The 25322-nt window shown below is 51.3% G+C and carries 25 protein-coding genes and 1 other annotated feature; of the genes, 12 read left to right on the top strand and 13 right to left on the bottom strand.

All coding sequences use genetic code 11. The annotated features are described in order from the left end of the window. Positions 1-92: 92 nt before the first annotated feature. Genes creA through creD form a run of 4 tightly spaced genes read left to right on the top strand, consistent with a single transcriptional unit; the run spans position 93 to position 4099 of the window. A complete protein-coding gene (creA, locus tag J1G48_RS19095) occupies positions 93-566 on the top strand; it encodes a protein CreA (RefSeq protein WP_000875811.1) in 474 nt (157 codons plus the stop codon). A gap of 12 nt (positions 567-578) precedes the next feature. Beyond that, positions 579-1268: a two-component system response regulator CreB gene (gene creB / locus J1G48_RS19090; protein ID WP_001187046.1), complete on the top strand. Its 690-nt coding sequence runs from the start codon at positions 579-581 to the stop codon at positions 1266-1268. After that, positions 1268-2692, top strand: coding sequence for a two-component system sensor histidine kinase CreC (creC, locus tag J1G48_RS19085; RefSeq protein WP_001219533.1), 1425 nt, complete (start codon positions 1268-1270; stop codon positions 2690-2692). Before creB ends, creC begins: the two co-directional genes overlap by 1 nt. A 57-nt stretch (positions 2693-2749) precedes the next feature. Further along, the gene (gene creD, locus J1G48_RS19080; RefSeq protein WP_000920395.1) at positions 2750-4099 is read left to right on the top strand and encodes a cell envelope integrity protein CreD; all 1350 of its coding nucleotides are present in this window, start codon (positions 2750-2752) and stop codon (positions 4097-4099) included. Between the two features lie 57 nt (positions 4100-4156). Here creD and sthE read toward each other — a convergent pair whose 3' ends face one another. The 8 genes from sthE to arcA form a co-directional block, all read right to left on the bottom strand. Further along, on the bottom strand, positions 4157-5242 hold the full coding sequence (gene sthE, locus J1G48_RS19075; RefSeq protein ID WP_001253766.1) for a fimbrial major subunit SthE: 1086 nt from the start codon (positions 5240-5242) through the stop codon (positions 4157-4159). 40 nt (positions 5243-5282) lie between these two features. After that, positions 5283-5840: a fimbrial protein gene (locus tag J1G48_RS19070; protein WP_001056984.1), complete on the bottom strand. Its 558-nt coding sequence runs from the start codon at positions 5838-5840 to the stop codon at positions 5283-5285. 17 nt (positions 5841-5857) lie between these two features. Then, the gene (locus J1G48_RS19065) at positions 5858-8395 is read right to left on the bottom strand and encodes a fimbrial outer membrane usher protein (RefSeq protein ID WP_001160707.1); all 2538 of its coding nucleotides are present in this window, start codon (positions 8393-8395) and stop codon (positions 5858-5860) included. Between the two features lie 45 nt (positions 8396-8440). Beyond that, on the bottom strand, positions 8441-9124 hold the full coding sequence (gene sthA, locus J1G48_RS19060; RefSeq protein ID WP_000680522.1) for a fimbrial biogenesis chaperone SthA: 684 nt from the start codon (positions 9122-9124) through the stop codon (positions 8441-8443). 70 nt (positions 9125-9194) lie between these two features. Further along, a complete protein-coding gene (locus J1G48_RS19055) occupies positions 9195-9740 on the bottom strand; it encodes a fimbrial protein (protein ID WP_000482236.1) in 546 nt (181 codons plus the stop codon). Positions 9741-10078: 338 nt separating this feature from the next. After that, positions 10079-10750 (bottom strand): winged helix-turn-helix transcriptional regulator, encoded by a 672-nt coding sequence (locus J1G48_RS19050; RefSeq protein ID WP_000811635.1) that lies wholly within the window; start codon positions 10748-10750, stop codon positions 10079-10081. A gap of 384 nt (positions 10751-11134) precedes the next feature. Next, positions 11135-11449 carry a hypothetical protein gene (locus J1G48_RS19045; RefSeq protein WP_000749515.1) on the bottom strand — a complete coding sequence of 105 codons (315 nt, stop codon included), beginning with the start codon at positions 11447-11449 and terminating at the stop codon, positions 11135-11137. 266 nt (positions 11450-11715) lie between these two features. Continuing rightward, entirely contained in the window at positions 11716-12432 is a 717-nt protein-coding gene (gene arcA, locus J1G48_RS19040) for a two-component system response regulator ArcA (RefSeq protein WP_001194357.1), read from the bottom strand. A 95-nt stretch (positions 12433-12527) separates the two neighbouring features. Between arcA and yjjY the strand changes: the two genes are divergently transcribed. The 6 genes from yjjY to thrC all read left to right on the top strand — a co-directional run bounded on the left by yjjY (position 12528) and on the right by thrC (position 18798). After that, positions 12528-12668, top strand: a complete 141-nt coding sequence (yjjY, locus tag J1G48_RS19035; protein ID WP_001541509.1) for a protein YjjY — start codon at positions 12528-12530, stop codon at positions 12666-12668. A gap of 399 nt (positions 12669-13067) precedes the next feature. Further along, positions 13068-13754: a tRNA/rRNA methyltransferase gene (locus J1G48_RS19030; RefSeq protein WP_001266771.1), complete on the top strand. Its 687-nt coding sequence runs from the start codon at positions 13068-13070 to the stop codon at positions 13752-13754. A 213-nt stretch (positions 13755-13967) separates the two neighbouring features. Continuing rightward, the gene (thrL, locus tag J1G48_RS19025) at positions 13968-14033 is read left to right on the top strand and encodes a thr operon leader peptide (protein ID WP_001575544.1); all 66 of its coding nucleotides are present in this window, start codon (positions 13968-13970) and stop codon (positions 14031-14033) included. Further along, positions 13969-14089 (top strand) — a sequence feature (Thr leader region). (Overlaps the previous gene by 65 nt.) A 25-nt stretch (positions 14090-14114) precedes the next feature. Further along, positions 14115-16577, top strand: coding sequence for a bifunctional aspartate kinase/homoserine dehydrogenase I (thrA, locus tag J1G48_RS19020; protein WP_001264677.1), 2463 nt, complete (start codon positions 14115-14117; stop codon positions 16575-16577). 1 nt (position 16578) lies between these two features. Next, positions 16579-17508 (top strand): homoserine kinase, encoded by a 930-nt coding sequence (gene thrB / locus J1G48_RS19015; RefSeq protein WP_000241685.1) that lies wholly within the window; start codon positions 16579-16581, stop codon positions 17506-17508. 3 nt (positions 17509-17511) lie between these two features. Further along, complete coding sequence (gene thrC, locus J1G48_RS19010; RefSeq protein ID WP_000781109.1) at positions 17512-18798, top strand: threonine synthase; 1287 nt, start codon at positions 17512-17514, stop codon at positions 18796-18798. A gap of 93 nt (positions 18799-18891) precedes the next feature. Here thrC and yaaA read toward each other — a convergent pair whose 3' ends face one another. Together yaaA and J1G48_RS19000 are read right to left on the bottom strand one after the other, a co-directional pair. Continuing rightward, on the bottom strand, positions 18892-19665 hold the full coding sequence (gene yaaA / locus J1G48_RS19005) for a peroxide stress protein YaaA (RefSeq protein WP_000906175.1): 774 nt from the start codon (positions 19663-19665) through the stop codon (positions 18892-18894). A 78-nt stretch (positions 19666-19743) separates the two neighbouring features. Further along, positions 19744-21174: a sodium:alanine symporter family protein gene (locus tag J1G48_RS19000; RefSeq protein WP_001113812.1), complete on the bottom strand. Its 1431-nt coding sequence runs from the start codon at positions 21172-21174 to the stop codon at positions 19744-19746. A gap of 268 nt (positions 21175-21442) precedes the next feature. Here J1G48_RS19000 and tal point away from each other — a divergent pair, with 268 nt between their 5' ends. Both tal and mog read left to right on the top strand, forming a co-directional pair. Next, positions 21443-22396 (top strand): transaldolase, encoded by a 954-nt coding sequence (gene tal / locus J1G48_RS18995; protein WP_000130175.1) that lies wholly within the window; start codon positions 21443-21445, stop codon positions 22394-22396. A 110-nt stretch (positions 22397-22506) separates the two neighbouring features. Next, positions 22507-23097: a molybdopterin adenylyltransferase gene (gene mog / locus J1G48_RS18990; RefSeq protein WP_000380373.1), complete on the top strand. Its 591-nt coding sequence runs from the start codon at positions 22507-22509 to the stop codon at positions 23095-23097. A 56-nt stretch (positions 23098-23153) separates the two neighbouring features. Here mog and satP read toward each other — a convergent pair whose 3' ends face one another. From satP to J1G48_RS18975, 3 genes are all read right to left on the bottom strand, one after another. Further along, on the bottom strand, positions 23154-23720 hold the full coding sequence (gene satP, locus J1G48_RS18985; protein WP_000528525.1) for an acetate uptake transporter: 567 nt from the start codon (positions 23718-23720) through the stop codon (positions 23154-23156). Positions 23721-23869: 149 nt separating this feature from the next. Beyond that, positions 23870-24583, bottom strand: coding sequence for an acidic protein MsyB (gene msyB, locus J1G48_RS18980; RefSeq protein WP_001103477.1), 714 nt, complete (start codon positions 24581-24583; stop codon positions 23870-23872). A gap of 35 nt (positions 24584-24618) precedes the next feature. Continuing rightward, complete coding sequence (locus J1G48_RS18975) at positions 24619-25023, bottom strand: DUF2541 family protein (protein WP_001258084.1); 405 nt, start codon at positions 25021-25023, stop codon at positions 24619-24621. Positions 25024-25322 lie beyond the last annotated feature (299 nt).

The following is a 25322-nucleotide window of genomic DNA, read 5'->3' as shown; positions in this document are numbered from 1 at the left end:
GACAGGTAATTATTCTAATCCTGTGATCTATAACCATTTTATTTTAGAATGTCTAATAATTACGCAACGTAACTTTTATGAATGGTAACAATATGAAATACAAGAGCTTAGTACTTTTCTCAATTTTGTTGCTGCTGGGGCAGAGCGCCCGCGCGGAACAAATTGGTTCAGTCGATACGGTATTTAAAATGTTCGGTCCTGACCATAAAATCGTGGTGGAAGCTTTTGACGATCCTGATGTCAAAAACGTGACGTGCTATGTTAGCCGGGCGAAAACGGGCGGCATAAAAGGCGGATTGGGGCTGGCGGAAGATACGTCTGACGCCGCCATCTCTTGTCAGCAGGTCGGGCCTATTGAACTGAGCGACAAAATTAAGAACGGCAAGGCGCAGGGAGAAGTGGTGTTCAAAAAACGCACCTCATTGATATTTAAGTCATTGCAGGTCGTGCGTTTCTATGATGAGAAACGCAACACGCTGGCGTATCTGGCCTACTCCGACAAAGTAGTCGACGGGTCGCCGAAGAACGCCATCAGCGCGGTGCCGGTCATGCCGTGGCGACAATAATAGGGAAAGAGTATGCAGCAACCGCAGGTCTGGTTAGTCGAGGATGAACAGGGAATCGCCGATACGCTCATCTACACCCTGCAACTGGAAGGGTTTACCGTTGAGCTATTCGCTCGCGGGCTGCCTGCGCTGGAAAAAGCGCGTCAGCAACGGCCGGATGCGGTGATTCTCGATGTGGGACTACCGGATATCAGCGGCTTTGAGCTGTGTCGGCAGTTGCTGGAACGCCATCCTGCGCTGCCGATTCTTTTCCTGACTGCCCGTAGCGATGAAGTGGATCGATTGCTTGGTCTGGAGATCGGCGCAGATGATTATGTCGCCAAGCCATTCTCGCCGCGCGAAGTGAGTGCCCGCGTGCGCACGCTGCTGCGCCGGGTGAAAAAGTTTGCTGCGCCGTCGCCGGTGGTGCGTACCGGACATTTTGAACTCAATGAACCGGCGGCGCAGATCGCCTGGTTTGGTACGCCGCTCTCGCTGACGCGTTATGAGTTTCTGCTTCTTAAAACCCTGCTGCTGTCGCCGGAGCGCGTGTACTCGCGTCAGCAATTGATGGATATTGTCTGGTCTGATGCCCAGGAGACCTTCGATCGGACGGTCGATACACACATCAAAACCCTGCGCGCTAAGCTACGCGCGATCAACCCGGATCTCTCGCCAATTAACACGCATCGTGGAATGGGATACAGCCTGAGGAGCGTCTGATGCGCATCGGAATGCGTTTGCTGCTGGGCTACTTTCTTATTGTCGCCGTCGCCGCCGTGTTTGTGCTGTCTATCTTTGTTCAGGAGATAAAGCCGGGCGTCCGCCGCGCGACGGAAGGGACGCTGATTGACACCGCAACGCTGCTGGCGGCGCTGGCCCGCGACGATCTCCTTTCCGGCAACCCGACTGACGGCCAGCTGGCGAAGGCATTCGCCCAACTGCAACATCGCCCGTTTCGCGCCAATATCAGCGGGATCGTCAAAGTGCGCAATGAATACCATGTCTACATGACGGATGCACAGGGGAAGGTGTTGTTTGATTCGGAAAACAAAGCGGTGGGGCAGGATTATTCTCGCTGGAATGACGTCTGGCTTACGCTGCGCGGACAGTATGGCGCCCGCAGCACGGCAAAAGATTCTGCCGATCCCAATAGCACCGTGATGTACGTAGCCGCGCCGATAATCAGCGATGGACGGATTATCGGCGTCCTGTCTGTCGGTAAACCGAATGCGGCAATGGCGCCGGTGATTAAGCGCAGCGAACGGCGCATTCTATGGGCCAGCGCCGTTTTACTGGGGATTGCGCTGGCGATTGGCGCGGGGATGGTCTGGTGGATTAACCGCTCCATCGCCCGGTTGACGCGCTATGCGGATTCCGTCACCGAAAACCGCCCACTTGCGTTACCTGCATTAGGCAGCAGCGAGCTGCGTAAACTGGCGCAGGCGCTGGAGAGTATGCGCATTAAGCTGGAAGGCAAGAATGACATTGAGCAGTACGTGTATGCGTTGACTCATGAGCTGAAAAGTCCGCTGGCGGCGATACGCGGCGCGGCGGAGATTCTGCGTGAAGGACCGCCCGCGGATGTGGTTACCCGCTTTACAGAGAATATACTGGCGCAAAATACGCGAATGCAGGCGCTGGTAGAGACCCTGCTGCGCCAGGCGCGGCTGGAAAACCGGCAGGATATCCCTCTCGCGCTGGTTGCTGTTGATGAACTATTTACGCAGCTTAGCGAGGCGCGCAGCATTCAGTTGGCGGCAAAAAATATCACCCTTACTCTACGGCCTTCCTCGCTGGTTGTCGTCGCCGACGCGGAGCTTCTGGCGCAGGCGCTGGGCAATGTGTTGGACAATGCTATCGACTTTACGCCTGAAAATGGCGTTATCACATTAAGCGCTCAGCCGATGGGGGAGAAAGCGATCCTGCAGGTGACGGATTCCGGCTGTGGTATTCCTGATTTTGCGCTGCCGCGCATTTTCGACCGATTCTATTCGTTGCCCCGTGAAAACGGACGTAAAAGCAGCGGGCTTGGGCTGGCGTTTGTCAGCGAGGCGGCGCGGCTCCTCAACGGTGAGGTGACGTTGTGCAACCGTCCCGAAGGCGGCGTGCTGGCCTCGTTGACACTTCACCGTCACTTCACATAACTTCAAATTCTCCCCACATCGCGTTCTTACACTGCTGGCATTGCAAAGGAGAACGCTATGTTGAAATCCCCCCTGTTGTGGAAAATGATTACGTTAGGCGGCGCCATGATCCTGCTGTTAATTCCCCTGATGATGGTACGGCACACCATCGTGGAGCGTGCTGATTATCGAAGCCATGTGGAGAATGCTATTCGTCAGAGTACCAGCGGCCCACAAAAGGTTGTCGGCCCGCTGGTGGCGATTCCGGTGACAGAGCTCTATACCGTGCTGGAAGAGGAGAAAGAGGTCCAGTATAAGCGCAGCTATCTCTATTTTTGGCTGCCGGAGTCGCTATTGGTCGAAGGCAATCAAAACGTTGAAGCGCGAAAAATAGGTATTTATCAGGGGCAGGTGTGGCATACCGATATGGCGATAAAGGCGGAGTTTGATGTGGCCCGTCTGCATGAGCTGAACAGACCGAACATTACCCTTGGAAAGCCCTTTATCGTCGTGGGCGTCGGCGATGCGCGCGGTATCAGCGCAGTAAAAGCGCCGCAGGTCAATGGTGAAACGCTCACTGTAGAACCGGGGACCGGCTTACCGGAAAGTAGAGAGGGCATTCATATCCCGCTGCCGGACAGTCAGTGGGCGACGCGCAACCTGACGTTGGCGATGTCGCTAAATTTAAGCGGAACCGGCAGCTTTTCACTGGTTCCCGTCGGGCGTAGCAGTGAAATGACCCTGACCAGCAACTGGCCGCACCCAAATTTTGTGGGGGATTTTCTTCCCGGTAAACGCGAAATCAGCGGTTCAGGATTTCAGGCCCAGTGGCAAACCAGCCGGTTTGCCACGAATCTCGGCGAACAGTTTGCTGATGCGCAAAAGGTGGATTGGGACAACTTACCAGCGTTTAGCGTCGCTGTATCGACGCCAGCCGACCAGTATCAACTGACGGACAGAGCGACGAAATATGCCATTTTGTTGATTACGCTAACGTTTATGGCTTTCTTTGTCTTCGAAACCCTGACGGGGCAGCGGTTACACCCGATGCAGTATCTGCTGGTGGGGTTATCGCTGGTGATGTTCTACCTGCTGTTGCTGGCACTGTCGGAACATATCGGTTTCACGCCAGCCTGGATCGCCGCAAGCCTGGTGGGCGCGTTGATGAATAGCGTTTATTTGCAGGCGGTGCTGAAAGGATGGCGCAATAGCGTACTGTTTACGTTAGCGTTATTGGCGCTGGATGGCGTGATGTGGGGATTGCTGCGTTCGGAAGATAGCTCGTTGCTTCTGGGTACCGGCGTTCTGCTACTGGCGCTTGGCGGCGTGATGTTCCTGACGCGCCATCTGGACTGGTATTCGCTCTCTTGTCAGCAACGTAAGTCATTACCGCCAGTAAAAGATGACGAATTACGTTTGTGGAAATAAATATAACGGGCGCGCGCGTTAACGTTTTCCCGCGCAGCGCCAGAAAATGTGATGCCGTTAGTTATAGGTCAGGTTTAATGTTGCCGTGGCATTCGCTTGCCCGGCCGTTACCGTGGCGGCGGTTTTATAGTAGCGCGCGCTAATTTTCAGGGTGGTCGACATATTCATGGTTCCGCCGTTAACCGTCTGGCTGCCATCGGCATTGGTGGTAATCGTGTGAGTAAAGAGATCAATTTTTTGATTGATTGGCAAACTGTCGGTAAAGAAACCGGCGTCCGGCGCCTGAATACCCAACTGTACGCCAACGCCGGTTGCGCTGGTTGGCGCGCTCGCATTGCTCAACTGGATGACTGAATTATCAGGGTTATTTCCGCTGGCAGGCTGGGCGCTTAACGATGCGGAAATAGCGGTGCCTTGTTCGCAGGTCAATAAGATATCCTGCTCGCCTGTGCCCGCCGTTTGACTGTTAGCGAAACTGCCTAAATTGACGCTGCCTAAATCAACGGTGATGGCAGGTGTTTCTACCCGACATCCCATCGCTTTCATAATCAATTGCGTATTCCCCAAATACAGATGGGTCAGGATATCGCCGCCGGAGTCTTCCGTTGCGCTATCGCGAAAAGATACGCGCGCCAGTGGACTTTGGAATGTCGCGGTACCGGAGGTGATCGGACCGCCTAAGGCGACCAGTTCAACATTGTAGGCGGGAGCCATCGCATGGTGTGTTTTATTGCCATCGCCATTATGGTAGGTATTATCGATTGGCATGACATTATCGTAAGGGCCAGCATTCGTTTGGGTTTTAATCGCAACGCCCACGCCGGAAATCCCGGTGCTAAATACCGGCGTGTTGTTCCCGTCATTCGCATTGATTGTCGCTGATGTATTTGACTGCGCGCTACCGGGTTCATATAAAAATCCGACCTTATAATCGCGACTACAGCCATCCATTGTGACTTCGGAGGTGGAAACCCAGCCCGATTGCCACAACACCTCGCCTGCGGTATAGGCGTGGCTATCCACCACAAGCTGCGACGGCGGGGTGATAGTGATCGCGCCTTCATTACCGGAACGTTTACAGGAGGCGTAACTATGACCGGAATACGCGAACAGCAGAATAAGCGCCAGATATAACCTTCTCATGAAAAATTCCTGCTTTTATACCAGGTGAAATAGAAAGATGTTATTGCCATGCAATAGTGATCGTCACAACGGACGTGAAATCCCCTGCCGTGACTTTTCCATACGGGGTATACATCCTTGCGGCGACAGGCAAATTGGCTTCATGGGTATTACTGTTGATATCCACCGTGTAAGTGACGTTGTTGGCCAGATTGACCAGACTTTTACCGTCCAGGTTAAAAAGCTGTAATCCTAAATCCTGCGCCGGATTGGCCGCGCTGTTTGCATAAATCGCAGAAGCATAATTTGGATCGGGATAAGGTACGCCGTTAAATGAAATCGCGGCTTTTGTGGTCGTTGCCGGGCAATTCGTCATTTTTATGGTGAAAGGAATGGTGGCGGTATTGCCGCCGGCCACGGCGATATCCGCCCGGGCATATTGTCCAAGAGAGAGCGTGTCGGGGACCGTCACGGTACACGGATCGGCATAAATTAATCCCGTAACGTTAATGTCTACGGCATCTGCGGTATTGTATGCCGCGCTGATCGATGGCGACCATAATGCCAGACCCGTGAACGTTAACAGGGCGGCTAATGCAGCAAATCTGTTCATATTCATCTTTTATCCCACCAGAATCACTGGCATTGCTCGTGTAAGATTTCTACGCCAGAAGCGGAGGGGGAGCTCGGTATACGATAAGAGACCTGACACCGGTCTGCTGCTGTTGGTCCCCACTTCACTAATAACCGCCCTTGTTTTTCCAGTCCGGTTAACCAGGCTTGCCCCGCATCACCAACAAAACTGCTGTGATTGTCTGGTTTTGTTAAAGACGAGACGGTCGCGCCAAAAGGAACAGGAAGATTGTTTATGCGGGTTAATACCATCAATGCCTTGTAACCAATATTGGTTTTATATTCAGCCCTGACCACCGCGCCACGGGTAGGCACCAGCGTTTTACTGGTATCAATGAGCTCAATATTTTTTCTAATGCCCGTCGTATCTAAAGAGACTTCATTACGATGGTAAGGCGAAGCATAAGGTACGACGGCATAACCCCGAAAATCGGTGTCCACGCCCGTTTCGTTATTCACGGGGACACCCGCTGCGCCAGGGGCTTTAACCAATATGATGGTGTCGTCCATTGGCTGGGATAGTGTCAGGCCATTTCGATGTAACAGTACGCCGCCCTGAACGCCATAATTCAGGCGACGCATATGATTATCGTAGCTATATCCGCCGTTAATATCCGCATACGTCCCGTTATAGGTTGCGCTCACATTACCGCTGGTGGCTTTCTCTTGAGAGGAATAACCTTCCTGAACGCTCCATGAGAGATTTTTCTGTGCCAGCGCTGTTCCGTTTAAACCGACAGTATGCGTGGTATCGCCGTCTTTCGCGGAGTTCATATTGTAGGTGGCATACGTTGACGGCATAAAGGCATCTAACGGAATGCTAATATTGATTGAAATTTGCTGGTCATTACTGTCTTCCGTATCGTCGTCTTCATCCTGAGAATTATCGGCGTTCAGCGTATAAGAATAGTTAATGCCATAGCTTACGTTATGCCATGTGTTGTTATAGCCAATACCTAATGATGTGGTATGAGTGTCATTCCAGTAATCTTCATTATATAAAGTGAGTGAAATGGAACCGTAGATAATGTCTTGCGATAACGACAGGTCGGTGCGATTACGTACATGATCATAGTGACTATTATCGCTATAGGTATCCAGCACATCCTCAAGAGCGTAGTAATCTTTGGTCGAATAACGGTAGCCGGCGACAGTGAAATTGGTACCTGTTGACTGAATATCTTTGCTGTAACGAATACGCCAGGATTGTCCGGTAAGCGTATCGCTAACCACATCGCCTGCTTTAATTTTTGACCATGAGTTGGTGACGTCTAAAGACAATGCGCCCAGATCGCCAAGGTTTAAGCCTGTCCCGATGAGCGCCGCATGATAAACATCATTGCTCAGCGTACTCTCTATTCCGCCATAGGCGGTTATGCCGCCTGCTAATCCGTATAAGGCCGTCAGTTCAGCGAAGTTCTGTTGCGCGGAATGCGTATCTGATGAACGCGTGCGGCCTACCGTCAGGTCGTATTTCAGGTGGCCTTCACGCTGTAATACCGGAACGCTGGCGTAGGGCACAATGAAATGCTGTTCAGAACCATCGGATTCTTTGATGGTGACGTACAGGTCGCCCGAACCGCCGGTTGGATAAAGATCGTTGATGGCGAATGGACCCGCCGGAACGTTAGTTTTGTAGATGGTATAACCGTTTTGTTCAACGGTTACCTGCGCGCTGCTTTTGGCCACCCCGCGAATGACCGGGGCGAACCCTTTCATACTGTCCGGCAACATATCGTCATCAGAAGAGATCTGTACGCCCTTAAATGAAATACTGTCAAAGACGTCTGCGGGCGTGTTATTTTCCCCGGCGATCAGCTGTCCTTTTAAAAATTCGATATCGCGAGAAACATAGGTGTAGGCAGAATCCCAGCTATTTTGCCCATCGCTATCATGATTCCAGGTTGAGTAGTTACGAAAACGCCATGCGCCAATGTTAATACCAGGGCGCAGGTTAGCGTATTCGCTATTTTCCGTCCGGTTTTCATCAATATCGTGATCCTGCGATCCGGTAAAACTGTAGTTCAGCAAAAAAGCATTAATGCCTTCATCCCATTCGCTGGTAGGGACGAATTCTCGCGGGTCGGCGATCAACGCGATTTGAGGGATCGCTAAATCCAGCCGGTTACCGATGACATTAAACTTTGCTACAGCGCCAGCCAGCAGACTAAGATCGGTACACCCGTTTGGGTCATTTTTAAGCTCGGGGAAGTTTTCTGTTTTTACGCCCCACTGCTTGAGTTGTTCAACGCTAAGACACGGCTGTAGGGAGAGCTTATTATCTGCTGATTTTTTATTTTTAAAGGCAATATTTTTTGTTTCAACACTGGTGTTATTAATATAAATATCAACATTATAGGTGCCTTCTGCCTGCCCCCCCTTTTCGAAAACCGATAGATCGACATTCTCCACGCCCGGTTCATCATTTTCCAACGATAATGGATTAAAATGATCATGCGCTAACGCTGGTTTTATGGAACAGCATATAAAGAGAAACGATAACGCTAATTGAGAACGGGGCTCTACTCTGGAGAATTGCACAGTAAAAGTCCTGAAAGGGTAAAAGTAAAGTGAAGTCGTTAATGGCTAGAATGAACCGGAATGCGGCTCTAAACTCATCCCATAATCGCTGATTAATCGCCACGTTACCGTGCCATGAGGGGCGGCAGTAGAACCCAATTTAAATGACGCTGATGATTTTGGCGGAACGAAGGTCGCTGATTTCACTTCATGGCTGTTAAGCGTCACACTGGCAAAGTTCATATAATAGGGAGTGGGGTTATTTACGGTAATAACATCACCTGCCGTCTGCCATTTTAATTGTTGGCTCTGGCTATCAGGCGTTGATTTTGTTAATGCTGGCGGTCGATATATAAGCTTTATTTGGGTATTAATGGAGATTTCCACGCGGTTCGCGGAGGCATTATCATCAATAGAAGGAATACCCTTAATATTGAGCCAGTACATAGATTCCCGATCTGCAGGTAGGGGGGCGCCAGAGCGAATAACCCGAATACTGTTCTTTTGCCCGGCATCAAGGCGAAAAAGAGGCGGGGTGATAATAAACGCCTGCTTATTTGTGACCTGGGGATCGGCAACCGATAACCATGACTGAACAAGATTCGCTTTGCTGTCTTTATTCTCTACATTGATTGACGACTCATCATTATTGCCGTCGAAAACCAGTCGGGTTCCGCCAACAACAATGCTGGCATGGGCAACATGGCTTGTCAGTAATACGACCAACACGGATTTCTTTATGTGTTTCATTTTTTACTCTGTAAAGATGTTTTACGCTATGGACTGGCATCCTGCCTGTCCACATCAGGATGAGAATGCCTTACTGATACGAAACGGTATACGTAACCTGAGTGCTAACATCTCCACCGGTTACGGTTGCGGAACCATCGTTTGCCATGGCGGCGTAATAGATAAAGTCTGCTTTCGAGCCGTCGGTTGGCAGGTTTACTGCAGCATCATCCGTGTTATCTGTCACATCGCTATGTGAGGCGTTCTGAATAGAAATACCGACACCCGCGGCGCCCGTTTCCGATCCTTCGTCCGCGTTTTTGAAGTACGTTGGGTTGGAATCATCCGTTGCGCCGTGGAAGCGGAACATGGCCTGGGTTGGTACGCCAGTCCCTGCTTCCGGGCAGCTAACCAGGCTTACGGTAAACGGCACGTAATCGGTTGTGGCGCCTTTTTCCGCGATGCGTTCTTTGCTGTAATTGCCTAAATCAATGGTGGTATCCGTGGAGCCATTAACCTGAACCGTACACGCCTGATCGTAAATTTTGCCATTGAACGTAATCGTGTTCTGGGCAAATACCGGTGTGGATGCTACGGCAGTTAACATTGCCAGGATGATAATTTTCTTATTAAACATATTAATTGTTGCCTGATTCTATTCGCTGAAAAATAAAGATAGCTATATAAAATAAAATATTATATTTTACTCTGTATGCGCTTCTTTCTGTTCTGTAGATAAGCAGGCGGCTATTCTACGTATATCAACTATGAACTCAATAAAAATTCTGATGCAATATTGAACGGCAGTCCAGTTTCGGACCCGGTAACAAAGTTTAATAAAATACCACTAAAGAAGTATGGTTGATGACTAGATTTATAGAGCAAGATCTCTTTTTTGATAATAGTTATTATTTCCTGGAGGATTTATTTAACTCTATATTGCTTTATTTTTAAGAATATACGACGCTTGTCCGTTTAAAATGAAACCGGCAGGTTTCGAAGCTCTAACAGTCTTCCATGCAGTATTTTTATATAGTCTCCCGCTTTTAGTTCTGAAAGTACCTGCATGATACGGCTGCGTGAAAGCCCGGTTCTCTGTTGTATGAAGTTCTGTGCGTTGATCTCAAATCGTGAGCTTTCAGGATACGACCACAGTTCAAGTAACAGCGCTTTTATCTGGCTATAGGCGTCCTGCCCGATAAGGTTTCTGTCACGGTTAGTCATGAAAGCAATGCGGTACATCAGGATGTTCGAAATGTCACGCCAGAGATGCTTTTCATCGGCTATTTCCACAAAATCTTTTACTGGGACAGGATAATATTCACAGGTGGTTTCGGCGATAAAAAAGACGTCTGAATTCTCTTCTAACTGGTATAAGTCAGCATAGGCATCTACAAGGCCTAAAATCATTGGTGAGACACCGCAGCCCATTACAATGCTGTCGATACGCCGACATACTTTAATAGCGCCTTTAGTGATTAACAGGATGTGGGATTGATTATCAATCTTGATATCCAGTGTTTTACCGGCCGTAATAGTGACAGGGGAGATGTTTTGAATAACGTGCCGATGAATATTTAAAATGGCTTGCAGGTTTTTTTCTTTCCCTGTGGGACGATACACATTCCCGCCGTTTAACTGCTTCATATCTTCCCCATTATTATGGCTGATAAAGTGGTTGACTATTAAAAGGTAAACATAAATTTAATATTCACTTAAAATTATAATTAAGTAAATTAAAATAGCCAACAAGAATATTTAAGTCAATGTATTCACCTTATCAATGCATGAGCGACAACGCTGTTTGTAAGGTTAACCATAGTAAATGTGATGATTTTATTTGCAATCATTTTATGACAGCTATCATAGGTACCGTGCTTAACGAGCGTGTAGAGCGTACAGGATAGCGAAGCGATGAACATCGCTGTTGTAGGATACGAATGAGAGAAAAGTACAAAATGCAGGCGGGCGGCGTTTTACTGAGCGAAATCGCCGCCTGCCGGAACTCCTCCCGGCGGGAGCCATAAGCGGTTAGCGGTACTGGACGATCAGACTTTGAATCTCCGGATGATCTTTTAACGACACGTGCCGTACCGTGGCGATTCCATTCATCAACGAAATAGCGTTTCCAGACGGTGTGGCGACTGTCTGCAAATGGGGGATATTATTCCGCAAACATGATACCTCGATATTGCGATCGTGAGGCGCAAGATTACAACCATATTCGACAATCTGGCCTTTGAAATGAATAACGCCTGCGGAGACCGGCGCGGTAGCAGCCAGCGCGGCTGATGAAGCTGACATCGCTGCACAAAACAGGTAGCAGCATAATGGTGATTTTTTCATCCTGTGAAACCTCACGTCCTGTGAGCATCCCCTTATTTTTTGGGGACCAACAAATCCCGTATATTACTCTTTAATGTAAATACACAAACTACCTTAACTTTCGCAAGCTGAGATAAACAGCGCTATACGACAATTTTTATGTAAAAGAGTACGTCATAACGGCAGGTCAGGAGGGAAAGCGAGGCCGCTTAGCGGAAGGGGAGCATAAGAAACAGCCAGTAAGAATAACTTACCGGCTGTTTTTACGGTTCGGCGCCTGGGCCGAATTAATCCTGCAGGTCGCCGCAGAAGCGATAACCTTCGCCGTGAATGGTGGCGATGATTTCCGGCGTATCCGGCGTGGATTCGAAATGCTTACGAATACGACGAATGGTAACGTCAACAGTACGGTCATGCGGCTTCAGCTCGCGGCCGGTCATTTTCTTCAACAGCTCTGCGCGCGACTGAATTTTGCCAGGGTTTTCGCAGAAGTGAAGCATCGCGCGGAACTCGCTGCGCGGTAGTTTATACTGCTCGCCGTCCGGGCCGATCAGTGAACGACTGTTGATATCCAGTTCCCAACCGTTGAACTTGTAGCTTTCAACGCTACGACGCTCTTCGCTGGCGGTACCCAGGTTCATGGTACGGGACAGCAGGTTGCGGGCACGGATGGTCAATTCGCGTGGGTTAAACGGTTTGGTGATGTAATCATCCGCGCCGATTTCGAGGCCGAGAATTTTGTCGACTTCGTTATCGCGGCCCGTCAGGAACATCAGCGCAACGTTAGCCTGTTCACGCAGTTCACGCGCTAACAGGAGACCGTTTTTCCCTGGCAGATTGATATCCATGATCACCAGGTTGATGTCATATTCAGAGAGGATCTGATGCATTTCCGCGCCATCTGTCGCTTCGAATACATCATAGCCTTCCGCTTCGAAAATACTTTTCAACGTGTTGCGTGTTACCAACTCGTCTTCAACGATAAGAATGTGCGGGGTCTGCATGTTTGCTACCTAAATTGCCAACTAAATCGAAACAGGAAGTACAAAAGTCCCTGACCTGCCTGATGCATGTCGCAAATTAACATGATCGGCGTAACATGACTAAAGTACGTAATTGCGTTCTTGATGCACTTTCCATCAACGTCAACAACATCATTAGCTTGGTCGTGGGTACTTTCCCTCTGGACCCGACAGTGTCAAAAACGGCTGTCATCCTAACCATTTTAACAGCAACATAACAGGCTAAGACGTACCGGACACCTAATAAAACTACGCTTCGTTGACATATATCAAGTTCAATTGTAGCACGTTAACAGTTTGATGAAATCATCGTAGCTAAATGCTAGCTTTCATCACAAATTTGCAATATTCCAACTAGTTACGTAAGCCAACTAATAAATGTGATGAATCCAAAGAACAGGATCTATTTTAAATTAAATTATCCTAAATAAACAGTAGGATAACGATGTTCTGTTAACATAAACAGCAATAGTACAGATACGCAATAGTGTAGCGTCTTTTACGAAATCAAAAATGCTTTTTCAGTGATATCAGTTAAAATTTTGTAAATTTGCGAAGCGTAATATGCTTACAAACGCCAGCTAATTTCCTGTAAATTAGTCAAAAAGAGTAATGAAATGCGTGTAACAATCGTTCTTGTCGCTCCCGCCAGAGCGGAAAATATCGGCGCAGCCGCCCGGGCTATGAAGACCATGGGATTTACTGACCTGCGTATTGTCGACAGCCAGGCGCACCTGGAGCCCGCCACCCGTTGGGTCGCACATGGATCTGGCGATATTATTGATAATATTGAGGTTTTCCACACCCTTGCTGACGCGCTCCACGATGTGGATTTTACCGTCGCGACGACAGCCCGCAGCCGGGCAAAATTTCATTACTACGCTTCGCCCGCTGAACTGGTTCCCTTATTACAGGAAAAATCACGCTGGATGCGTCATGCCGCGCTGGTTTTTGGCCGTGAGGATTCCGGTCTGACCAATGACGAGCTGGCGCTGGCGGATGTATTGACCGGCGTGCCGATGGCGGCGGATTACCCTTCGCTCAATCTGGGACAGGCAGTCATGGTGTATTGCTATCAATTAGCAGGTTTAATGCAACAGACCACAGAATCCGTTGATATTGCTGATGAATCGCAGTTACAGGCGTTACGCGCGCGCCTTTTACGCCTGCTAACGACTCTGGAGGCGACCGATGACCACAAATTAACCGACTGGCTACAACAGCGAATCGGCCTGCTGGGACAGCGAGATACGGTAATGTTGCACCGTTTGGTCCATGATATTGAAAAAAAACTAACAAAATAACGTGCTGTAATTTTTAAAATAATAAGAGATTACGTCTGGTTGCAAGAGATCATGACAGGGGGAATTGGTTGAAAATAAATATATCGCCAGCAGCACATGAACAAGTTTCGGAATGTGATCAATTTAAAAATTTATTGACTTAGGCGGGCAGATACTTTAACCAATATAGGAATACAAGACAGACAAATAAAAATGACAGAGTACACAACATCCATGAACCGCATCAGCACCACCACCATTACCACCATCACCATTACCACAGGTAACGGTGCGGGCTGACGCGTACAGGAAACACAGAAAAAAGCCCGCACCTGAACAGTGCGGGCTTTTTTTTCGACCAGAGATCACGAGGTAACAACCATGCGAGTGTTGAAGTTCGGCGGTACATCAGTGGCAAATGCAGAACGTTTTCTGCGTGTTGCCGATATTCTGGAAAGCAATGCCAGGCAAGGGCAGGTAGCGACCGTACTTTCCGCCCCCGCGAAAATTACCAACCATCTGGTGGCGATGATTGAAAAAACTATCGGCGGCCAGGATGCTTTGCCGAATATCAGCGATGCCGAACGTATTTTTTCTGACCTGCTCGCAGGACTTGCCAGCGCGCAGCCGGGATTCCCGCTTGCACGGTTGAAAATGGTTGTCGAACAAGAATTCGCTCAGATCAAACATGTTTTGCATGGTATCAGCCTGCTGGGTCAGTGCCCGGATAGCATCAACGCCGCGCTGATTTGCCGTGGCGAAAAAATGTCGATCGCGATTATGGCGGGACTTCTGGAGGCGCGTGGGCATCGCGTCACGGTGATCGATCCGGTAGAAAAACTGTTGGCGGTGGGCCATTACCTTGAATCTACCGTCGATATCGCGGAATCGACTCGCCGTATCGCCGCCAGCCAGATCCCGGCCGATCACATGATCCTGATGGCGGGCTTTACCGCCGGTAATGAAAAGGGTGAACTGGTGGTGCTGGGCCGTAATGGTTCCGACTATTCCGCCGCCGTGCTGGCCGCCTGTTTACGCGCTGACTGCTGTGAAATCTGGACTGACGTCGATGGCGTGTATACCTGTGACCCGCGCCAGGTGCCGGACGCCAGGCTGCTGAAATCGATGTCCTACCAGGAAGCGATGGAACTCTCTTACTTCGGCGCCAAAGTTCTTCACCCTCGCACCATTACGCCCATCGCCCAGTTCCAGATCCCCTGTCTGATTAAAAATACCGGTAATCCGCAGGCGCCAGGAACGCTGATCGGCGCGTCCAGCGACGATGATAACCTGCCGGTTAAAGGGATCTCTAACCTTAACAACATGGCGATGTTTAGCGTCTCCGGCCCGGGAATGAAAGGGATGATTGGGATGGCGGCGCGTGTTTTCGCCGCCATGTCTCGCGCCGGGATCTCGGTGGTGCTCATTACCCAGTCCTCCTCTGAGTACAGCATCAGCTTCTGTGTGCCGCAGAGTGACTGCGCGCGTGCCCGCCGTGCGATGCAGGATGAGTTCTATCTGGAGCTGAAAGAGGGGCTGCTGGAGCCGCTGGCGGTTACGGAGCGGTTGGCGATTATCTCTGTTGTCGGCGACGGTATGCGCACGCTACGCGGCATTTCAGCGAAATTCTTCGCCGCGCTGGCGCGGGCTAATATCAATATCGTGGCGATCGCTCAGGGATCTTCTGAGCGTTCCATTTCTGTGGTGGTGAATAACGACGATGCCACCACCGGCGTGCGGGTAACGCACCAGATGCTGTTCAATACCGATCAGGTGATTGAAGTATTTGTCATTGGCGTCGGCGGCGTCGGCGGCGCGCTACTGGAACAGCTTAAACGTCAGCAAACCTGGTTGAAGAACAAGCACATCGATCTACGCGTGTGCGGCGTGGCGAACTCAAAGGCGTTGCTAACCAATGTGCATGGCCTGAATCTGGACAACTGGCAGGCGGAACTGGCGCAAGCGAACGCGCCGTTCAATCTGGGACGCTTAATTCGCCTGGTGAAAGAATATCATCTACTCAATCCGGTGATTGTTGATTGTACCTCCAGTCAGGCGGTGGCCGACCAGTATGCCGACTTCCTGCGTGAAGGATTCCATGTGGTGACGCCAAACAAGAAAGCGAACACCTCGTCGATGGACTACTACCATCAGCTACGTTTCGCCGCCGCGCAATCACGGCGCAAATTCTTGTATGACACCAACGTCGGCGCCGGTTTGCCGGTAATCGAAAACCTGCAAAACCTGCTGAATGCGGGTGATGAACTGCAAAAATTTTCCGGCATTCTTTCCGGGTCGCTCTCTTTTATTTTCGGTAAACTGGAAGAGGGGATGAGTCTCTCACAGGCGACCGCCCTGGCGCGCGAGATGGGCTATACCGAACCCGATCCGCGCGACGATCTTTCCGGTATGGATGTGGCGCGGAAACTGTTGATCCTCGCCCGCGAGACGGGCCGCGAGCTGGAGCTTTCCGATATTGTGATTGAACCGGTGTTGCCGGACGAGTTTGACGCCTCCGGCGATGTGACCGCCTTTATGGCGCATCTGCCGCAGCTTGACGACGCGTTTGCCGCCCGTGTGGCGAAAGCTCGTGATGAAGGTAAGGTATTGCGCTATGTGGGCAATATCGAAGAGGATGGCGTGTGCCGCGTGAAGATTGCCGAAGTTGATGGTAACGATCCGCTCTTCAAAGTGAAAAACGGTGAAAACGCGCTGGCGTTCTACAGCCACTATTATCAGCCCTTGCCGTTGGTGCTGCGCGGCTACGGCGCAGGCAATGATGTGACGGCGGCGGGCGTGTTTGCCGATCTGTTACGGACCCTCTCATGGAAGTTAGGAGTTTAACATGGTGAAAGTGTATGCCCCGGCTTCCAGCGCGAACATGAGCGTCGGTTTCGACGTGTTGGGCGCAGCCGTCACACCCGTTGACGGCACGTTGCTGGGCGATGTGGTATCCGTTGAAGCAGCGGACCATTTCCGTCTGCATAACCTGGGGCGATTTGCCGATAAACTGCCGCCGGAGCCGCGTGAAAATATTGTTTATCAGTGCTGGGAACGTTTTTGCCAGGCATTGGGGAAAACCATCCCGGTGGCGATGACGCTGGAAAAAAATATGCCGATTGGTTCCGGGTTAGGGTCCAGCGCCTGTTCCGTCGTCGCCGCGCTGGTCGCGATGAATGAGCACTGCGGCAAACCGTTAAACGACACGCGTCTGTTGGCGCTGATGGGCGAGCTGGAAGGCCGTATCTCCGGCAGCATCCATTACGATAACGTCGCGCCGTGCTTTCTTGGCGGTATGCAGTTGATGATTGAAGAAAACGGCATTATTAGTCAGCAGGTGCCGGGCTTTGATGAGTGGCTATGGGTACTGGCTTATCCGGGCATTAAAGTTTCTACCGCAGAAGCACGGGCCATTTTGCCTGCGCAGTATCGCCGTCAGGATTGCATTGCGCATGGACGGCATCTGGCCGGTTTTATTCACGCCTGTTACTCGCGGCAGCCGCAGCTTGCCGCCGCGCTGATGAAAGATGTTATTGCCGAACCATACCGCGCGCGTTTACTGCCGGGCTTTAGCCAGGCGCGACAGGCGGTGTCGGAGATCGGCGCGCTGGCGAGCGGGATTTCCGGATCGGGGCCGACGCTGTTTGCGCTATGCGATAAACCGGAGACGGCGCAGCGCGTCGCGGACTGGCTGAGCAAACATTATCTGCAAAATCAGGAAGGCTTCGTTCATATTTGCCGGCTGGATACGGCGGGCGCACGAGTAGTGGGATAATCAATGAAACTCTATAATCTGAAAGACCATAATGAGCAGGTCAGCTTTGCGCAGGCCGTCACGCAAGGGCTGGGCAAACAGCAGGGACTTTTTTTTCCGCACGAACTGCCGGAGTTTAGCCTGACGGAAATTGATGAGATGCTCAACCAGGACTTTGTCAGCCGTAGCGCAAAGATCCTCTCGGCATTTATTGGCGATGAAATACCGCAGCAAATTCTGGAAGAGCGCGTCCGCGCGGCGTTTGCTTTCCCGGCGCCGGTAGCGCAGGTAGAAAGCGATGTCGGCTGCCTGGAGCTGTTCCATGGTCCGACGCTGGCCTTTAAAGACTTCGGCGGGCGTTTTATGGCGCAAATGCTGACGCATATCAGCGGCGACAAACCGGTGACGATTCTGACCGCAACGTCAGGCGATACCGGCGCGGCGGTGGCTCACGCGTTCTATGGCCTGGAAAATGTGCGGGTCGTCATTCTCTATCCGCGCGGTAAAATCAGTCCGTTGCAGGAAAAACTGTTCTGTACTCTGGGCGGCAACATTGAAACCGTAGCGATCGACGGCGATTTCGACGCTTGCCAGGCGCTGGTGAAACAGGCATTTGATGACGAAGAACTGAAAACGGCGCTGGGGCTGAATTCAGCTAATTCGATTAATATCAGCCGCCTGCTGGCGCAAATTTGCTACTACTTTGAAGCCGTGGCGCAACTGCCGCAGGGGGCGCGTAACCAACTGGTGATCTCCGTACCCAGCGGCAACTTTGGCGATTTGACGGCAGGACTGCTGGCGAAGTCGTTAGGCCTACCGGTGAAACGCTTTATCGCCGCCACCAACATTAACGATACGGTGCCGCGTTTCCTGCAGGACGGGAAGTGGGCGCCAAAAGCGACGCAGGCGACCCTGTCGAATGCGATGGATGTCAGCCAGCCGAATAACTGGCCGCGTGTGGAGGAGCTATTCCGCCGTAAAATCTGGCGTCTGACTGAGCTGGGCTATGCGGCGGTGGATGACACTACGACACAACAGACGATGCGCGAGCTGAAAGCGAAAGGTTATATCTCGGAACCTCATGCGGCGGTAGCGTATCGGGCATTACGCGACCAGTTAAACCCTGGCGAGTATGGCTTGTTTCTCGGAACGGCGCATCCGGCGAAGTTTAAAGAAAGCGTGGAGTCCATTCTGGGAGAAACGCTGGCCTTGCCTGAAGCGCTCGCCGAACGCGCCGACCTGCCGCTGCTTTCACATCATCTGCCTGCGGATTTTGCCGCCCTGCGTAAGCTGATGATGACCCGCCAGTAACCATTGCGCCCGGTGGCGCTGTCGCTTACCGGGCCTATGGGGTGGTGTCGATTTGTAGGCCGGATAAGGCGTAACCGCCATCCGGCGATGCCGTTACTGCTCGTAGCGTTTAAAGACCAGCTCGTCTTGTGTGGAGGTTTCTTCATCAAAGAAATACCCTTCACGGTCAAACGCGGTAAGCTGTTCCGGCTTCGTTAAGCGGTTTTCAATAATAAAACGGCTCATCAGTCCGCGCGCTTTTTTGGCGTAGAAGCTTACCACCTTAAACTTGCCGTTTTTCTCATCAAGGAACACGGGCTTAATCAGTTCGGCATTCAGTTTCTTCGGCTTCACCGATTTAAAATATTCCTCAGAGGCCAGATTCACCACCACCCGATCGCCCTGCGCCTCAAGCGCTTCGTTGAGCTTATCGGTAATGATATCGCCCCAGAATTGATAAAGATCTTTGCCGCGCGGATTCTCCAGGCGAATCCCCATCTCCAGACGATAAGGCTGCATTAAATCCAGCGGGCGCAATACGCCATACAAGCCAGAGAGCATACGCAGATGTTGTTGAGCAAAATCAAAATCCGCGTCGTTGAACGTTTCCGCCTGTAGGCCGGTATAAACATCGCCTTTGAACGCCAGAATCGCCTGGCGTGCATTATCCGGCGTAAAATGAGGCTGCCAGTCATGAAAACGCGTGGCGTTGAGATCCGCCAGTTTGTCGCTAATTCCCATCAGCCTGGAAATTTGCGGCGCCGAAAGCTGGCGGGCCTGTTGAATAAGCTGCTGGCTGTGATCCAACAGCTCCGGCTGGGTATAGCGGGTCGTGGCCAGCGGGCTTTGATAATCAAGCGTTTTTGCAGGTGAAATCAGAATCAGCATATTCAGTCCTTGCAGGGAATTTTCTGCGACTTTAGCAAAAAAACGCCGCAGAGTTGACCGATGGTTGCGATTGTCGGCTTAATCGCGCGATGCCGCATCCCAGGTATCTGGCGCCAGTTGTGGTTCGATATCCGGGAAGCGCCGCGGATCGAACTGCGGTCTTACGCCCAGTTTCCGTTGTCGCAGATAATCGCCGGCGAGGGTATACACCACCGGTGAGAGCAACAAAATCGCCGTCAGATTGGTAATAGCCATACAGGCCATGATCATGTCAGCGAGCTGCCATATCAGCGGAAAACTGATGAGCGTACCGGCGATGACCATGCCAAGCGTCGCAAGGCGTAATAGCCAGATGGCCTTTGCGTTATGTAACCGCAGAAAAAACAGATTGTTCTCGGCGTAAATATAGTTGGCGACGATAGAACTGAACGCGAACAGAATGACGATAAGCGCGACAAAACTGGCGCCCCATTCACCGGTCAACGAAACCATTGCATGTTGGAGAAGCTGAATGCCTTCTGTTGACGAATGGGACGCGTGATTCCCCGCCAGCAGGATAATCATCGCGCTGGCGGTACAGATGATAATGGTGTCGCTGAATACGCCAATCATTTGCACAATCCCCTGCGCGACAGGATGAGGTGGATACGACGTTGCCGCTGCGGCCGCATTAGGCGTTGACCCCATTCCCGCTTCATTAGAGAACATCCCACGCTGAAAACCGCTGGTAATAGCCTGGGTGAGCGTATATCCGGCTGCGCCTGCCGCGGCTTCCTGCCAGCCAAATGCGCTTTTGACTATCGAGGCGATAACGCCAGGCATTTGCTCAATATGCCAGAGGCAAATGAATACGCTGCCGGCGACCCACAATAACGCGATGATGGGAATCAGCCATTGCATCAGACGGGCGACGCCTTTGATGCCGCGAATGATAATTAACAGGGCACAGAACGCCAGAGCAATGCCGGAGATAAGCGGCGGAATGTTGAAGGCGAAATGGAGCGCGCGTGAGACGGCATTCGCCTGCACGCTATTAAAAATCAACCCGTAGGCGACGAGCAGAAAGAGGGCGAAAACCACGCCCATCCAGCGCATTCCCAGCCCACGCGCCATATACCACGCCGGGCCGCCGCGGAACTGGCCTGTCGGGTCACGTTCTTTATAAAGCTGGGCAAGCGAACACTCGGCGAAGGAGGTCGCCATGCCAATGATGGCCGAGACCCACATCCAGAATACCGCGCCGGGACCGCCTGCGGCGATAGCCAGCGCCACGCCGGCCAGATTACCGCTGCCAATCCGCGCCGCGAGGCTGGTACACAGTGCCTGAAATGACGTCAGGCCGCCTGGCTGCGGGCTAAGGCTGCCTTTCAGACTGCGGCTAAATTGGCGAATATAACGAAATTGAATGAATCCGGTACGCCAGGTAAACCAACATCCTGCGCCGAGCAGCAGGTAAATCATTACCGAGCCCCAGAGTATTTCGTTAATAAAACTGAAAAACTCAGGCATTAACGTCCCTCTTGTTGATGCCGTCACGCTTTGATGATCCTGTATAAGCGTGACCCATGATGTAGATGACCTTGTCAGACTAATATTAACGGCAGTTTATCATAAATACGGCGGTATCCTTTAATTGCGCATCAACCGTCGGCAGATACGCAAACAGTGCACAAGGGCAGCCAGGTGCATGTAGGCGGTTGCGCTGTGAGTGCGTCGTGTTATCATCAGGGTAGACCGGTTACATCCCCTAACAAGCTGTTTAAAGAGAAACTCTATCATGACGGACAAATTGACCTCCCTTCGTCAGTTCACCACCGTAGTGGCTGATACCGGAGATATCGCGGCAATGAAGCTGTACCAGCCGCAGGATGCTACAACTAACCCTTCTCTCATTCTTAACGCAGCGCAAATCCCGGAATATCGTAAGCTGATTGACGATGCTGTCGCCTGGGCGAAGCAGCAGAGCAGCGACCGCGCGCAGCAGGTTGTTGACGCGACCGATAAGCTGGCGGTGAATATTGGCCTGGAAATCCTGAAGCTGGTGCCGGGGCGTATTTCTACCGAAGTTGACGCGCGTCTGTCTTATGACACTGAAGCGTCTATCGCCAAAGCAAAACGTATCATTAAACTCTACAATGATGCGGGTATCAGCAACGATCGTATCCTGATCAAGCTGGCGTCCACCTGGCAGGGCATTCGCGCAGCCGAACAGCTGGAAAAAGAAGGCATCAACTGTAACCTGACGCTGCTGTTCTCCTTCGCGCAGGCGCGTGCGTGCGCCGAAGCGGGCGTCTACCTGATCTCGCCGTTCGTAGGTCGTATTCTTGACTGGTATAAAGCCAATACCGACAAGAAAGACTATGCGCCAGCTGAAGATCCGGGCGTGGTTTCCGTAACGGAAATCTACGAGTACTACAAACAGCATGGTTACGAAACCGTCGTTATGGGCGCAAGCTTCCGTAACGTAGGCGAAATTCTGGAGCTGGCGGGCTGCGACCGCCTGACTATCGCACCGGCATTGCTGAAAGAACTGGCGGAAAGCGAAGGGGCGATTGAGCGTAAGCTCTCTTTCTCCGGCGAAGTCAAAGCGCGCCCGGAACGCATTACCGAAGCCGAGTTCCTGTGGCAGCATCACCAGGACCCCATGGCGGTGGACAAACTGGCGGATGGTATCCGTAAGTTTGCGGTAGACCAGGAAAAACTGGAAAAAATGATCGGCGATCTGCTGTAATCATTAACGCGTGGCCCTGATATGGGTCACGCTACCTCTTCTGAAACCTGTCTGTCCTTCCCTTCGCAGTGTATCATTCTGTTTAACGAGACTGTTTAAACGGAATAATCATGGATACCTTACGTATTGGCTTAGTTTCTATCTCCGACCGCGCTTCAAGCGGCGTTTACCAGGATAAAGGCATTCCTGCGCTTGAGGAGTGGCTCGCTTCTGCGCTGACCACGCCTTTCGAGGTCCAGCGGCGCTTAATTCCTGATGAACAGGAAATTATCGAGCAAACGTTGTGTGAACTGGTTGATGAGATGAGCTGTCATCTGGTGCTGACCACTGGCGGTACCGGTCCGGCGCGTCGCGACGTCACGCCGGACGCGACCCTTGCCATCGCCGACCGTGAAATGCCAGGTTTTGGCGAACAGATGCGCCAGATCAGCCTGCGCTTTGTGCCGACCGCCATTCTTTCCCGCCAGGTGGGCGTTATCCGTAAACAGGCGTTAATTCTTAATCTGCCTGGACAGCCAAAATCGATCAAAGAAACGCTGGAAGGCGTAAAAGCGGACGATGGCAGCGTTAGCGTGCCGGGCATTTTTGCGAGCGTGCCGTATTGCATACAGCTGCTTGACGGGCCGTATGTCGAAACCGCGCCGGAAGTGGTTGCCGCTTTCCGTCCAAAGAGCGCCAGACGTGAGAATATGTCGTCCTGACCGGGAGATACTGATAGTAGGGTTATTCCTCCCGGTGCGGGAGGAATAAAAGAGATTTAGTGCGCCTCGCCGATTGGCAGAATAGTGCGGCCAAATTGCTCGTTTAGCACTTCACCCATCGCCAGATAAATAGCGCTGGCGCCGCAAACCAGACCAACCCAGCCTGCGATATGGATAATGGCTTCGTTACCGGTGATATTGCCGACCGCCAGCAGAGCGAACAGTACGGTCAGGCTCAGGAAAACAAATTGCAGCGCGCGGGCGGCTTTCAGCGTACCGAAGAACATAAACAGCGTGAACACGCCCCACAGACCTAAATAAGCGCCGAGTAGCTGAGCGTCAGGCGCATCCGTCAGGCCCATTTTCGGCATCAGCAGGATAGCGACCAGCGTCAGCCAGAACGAACCGTAAGAGGTAAAGGCCGTTAAACCAAAGGTATTGCCTTTTTTGTACTCCAGCAGACCGGCAAAAATTTGCGCGATACCGCCGTAGAAAATCCCCATCGCCAGAATAATACCGTCCAGGGCGAAAAAACCGGCATTGTGCAGGTTAAGCAGAATGGTGGTCATGCCGAAGCCCATCAGGCCCAGCGGTGCCGGATTAGCCAACTTAGTGTTGCCCATAATTCCTCAAAATCATCATAATTGAATGGTGAAATAGTTTCCCAGAATAACGAGTTCCGTATTCGGGGCGCGGCATAATAATCAGGGGGAAGAGGACTGTCTATGATCTAATAAGGGGGAAAAGAAAATATTTCCCCCAGTGAGGGCATTCACGCCTGAACGGCTGCCATCATTCGTCGCAGGCAGGCTATTTGCAACACTGCCGGAATAGTCACGCGATACGCGCTGCCGCTCATCGCTTTGACGCCGTTTAACGCCGCGCCGACCGGGCCGCCAAGACCTGCGCCGCGCAGCAATCCGTGGCCCAGGATGCTCATTGCGGCATGGGTACGCAAAATGCGGGTAAGCTGGGTGGAAAGCAGGTGGGAGACCCCTTTTGCCAGACTGCGATCTTTCATGAGCAGCGGCAGCAGTTCTTCCAGTTCAGAAACTTTGGCGTCTACGGCTTGCAGAAATTCCTGCTTATGCGCCGCGTCCATCTTCTGCCAGGTATGACGTAAAAAATGCTCCAGCAGTTGCTGTTCTATTTCAAACGTCGACATGCTTTTATCTGCTTTGAGTTTTAGCCGTTTTGCGACATCCAGCAGAATCGCGCGGTACTGTTTTCCGTGCCCGCGCAATTTGTTGGCGATACTGTCGCCGCCGTAATGCTGAAACTCGCCGGCAATGAGCTGCCAGTTACGGCGGTGTTGCTCCGGGTGACCTTCCATCGCTTTGAACAGCTCGTTATGACTAAGGACGCTTGACAAGCGAGCCTTGCCCTTTTCGTTATGCGTCAGCAAACGGGCGAAATCGGCGAGTTGTTCTTCGCTACAATGCTGAAGAAAGTCTAAATCCTCGTCGTGTAAATAAGTGACGTTCATTTTCAGTCTGGCTTTTGGAATAGAAATAACAGCGATTAATCGTCGCCAATGACTTTAAGTCTCGCCATATCGGAAGAATTTACCGTATGGCCTGAGAAGGTAATCTTTGATACGCAGCGTTTGTTGTCGTTATCGCTATTAATATTGATCCAGCCTGTCGTCTGGCCTTCTTTGATTGAGGAAGGGACGTTCAGGCTTTGGCTGGCGCTACGCGCAGTTTTAAAATAGACGGATGCGCCGCTAAGTTCGATGTCGCCGTGATCCGCCGTGAGTTGAATGCGCTTCACGATGCGGCAGACGGGAATTTTTAGCGCGAGATCGTTCGTTTCATTTCTGGGCATGGCAATAACACCCAGTATTTTATGGTCGTTCGCGTGCGCGACGCTACTTAACGCCAGGCCGAAAAGCAGGCCGGCGGAAATCGTTAACACAGATCGCATGGAATTTCTCTTTGACGGGTTCAATAAGCAATTACCGTCTATCATACTCTGCTCATGACAACGATTCAGTTTTGTAATCTTTTCTTTTTATTACAATTTTTCTGTGAATAGTATTCGTTGTTTAATTTATTTCATGAATGTTTGTTTGTCTGGTTTTCCATCGCGCCCTCTCGTCACTAAAAAATTTTTTCATCTCCCCCTTGATGACGTGGGTTACGACCCCATCTTGTAGTCAACCGCAGTGGTGAGTCTGAAAAAAAACGATTCAGGGTAGTTGAAACCGCACGTTTCGCCCTTAT

The organism is Salmonella sp. SAL-020, from assembly GCF_017372215.1.
Classification (GTDB): Bacteria; Pseudomonadota; Gammaproteobacteria; order Enterobacterales; family Enterobacteriaceae; genus Salmonella; species Salmonella enterica.
This window is presented reverse-complemented; position numbering and strand designations above follow the sequence as displayed.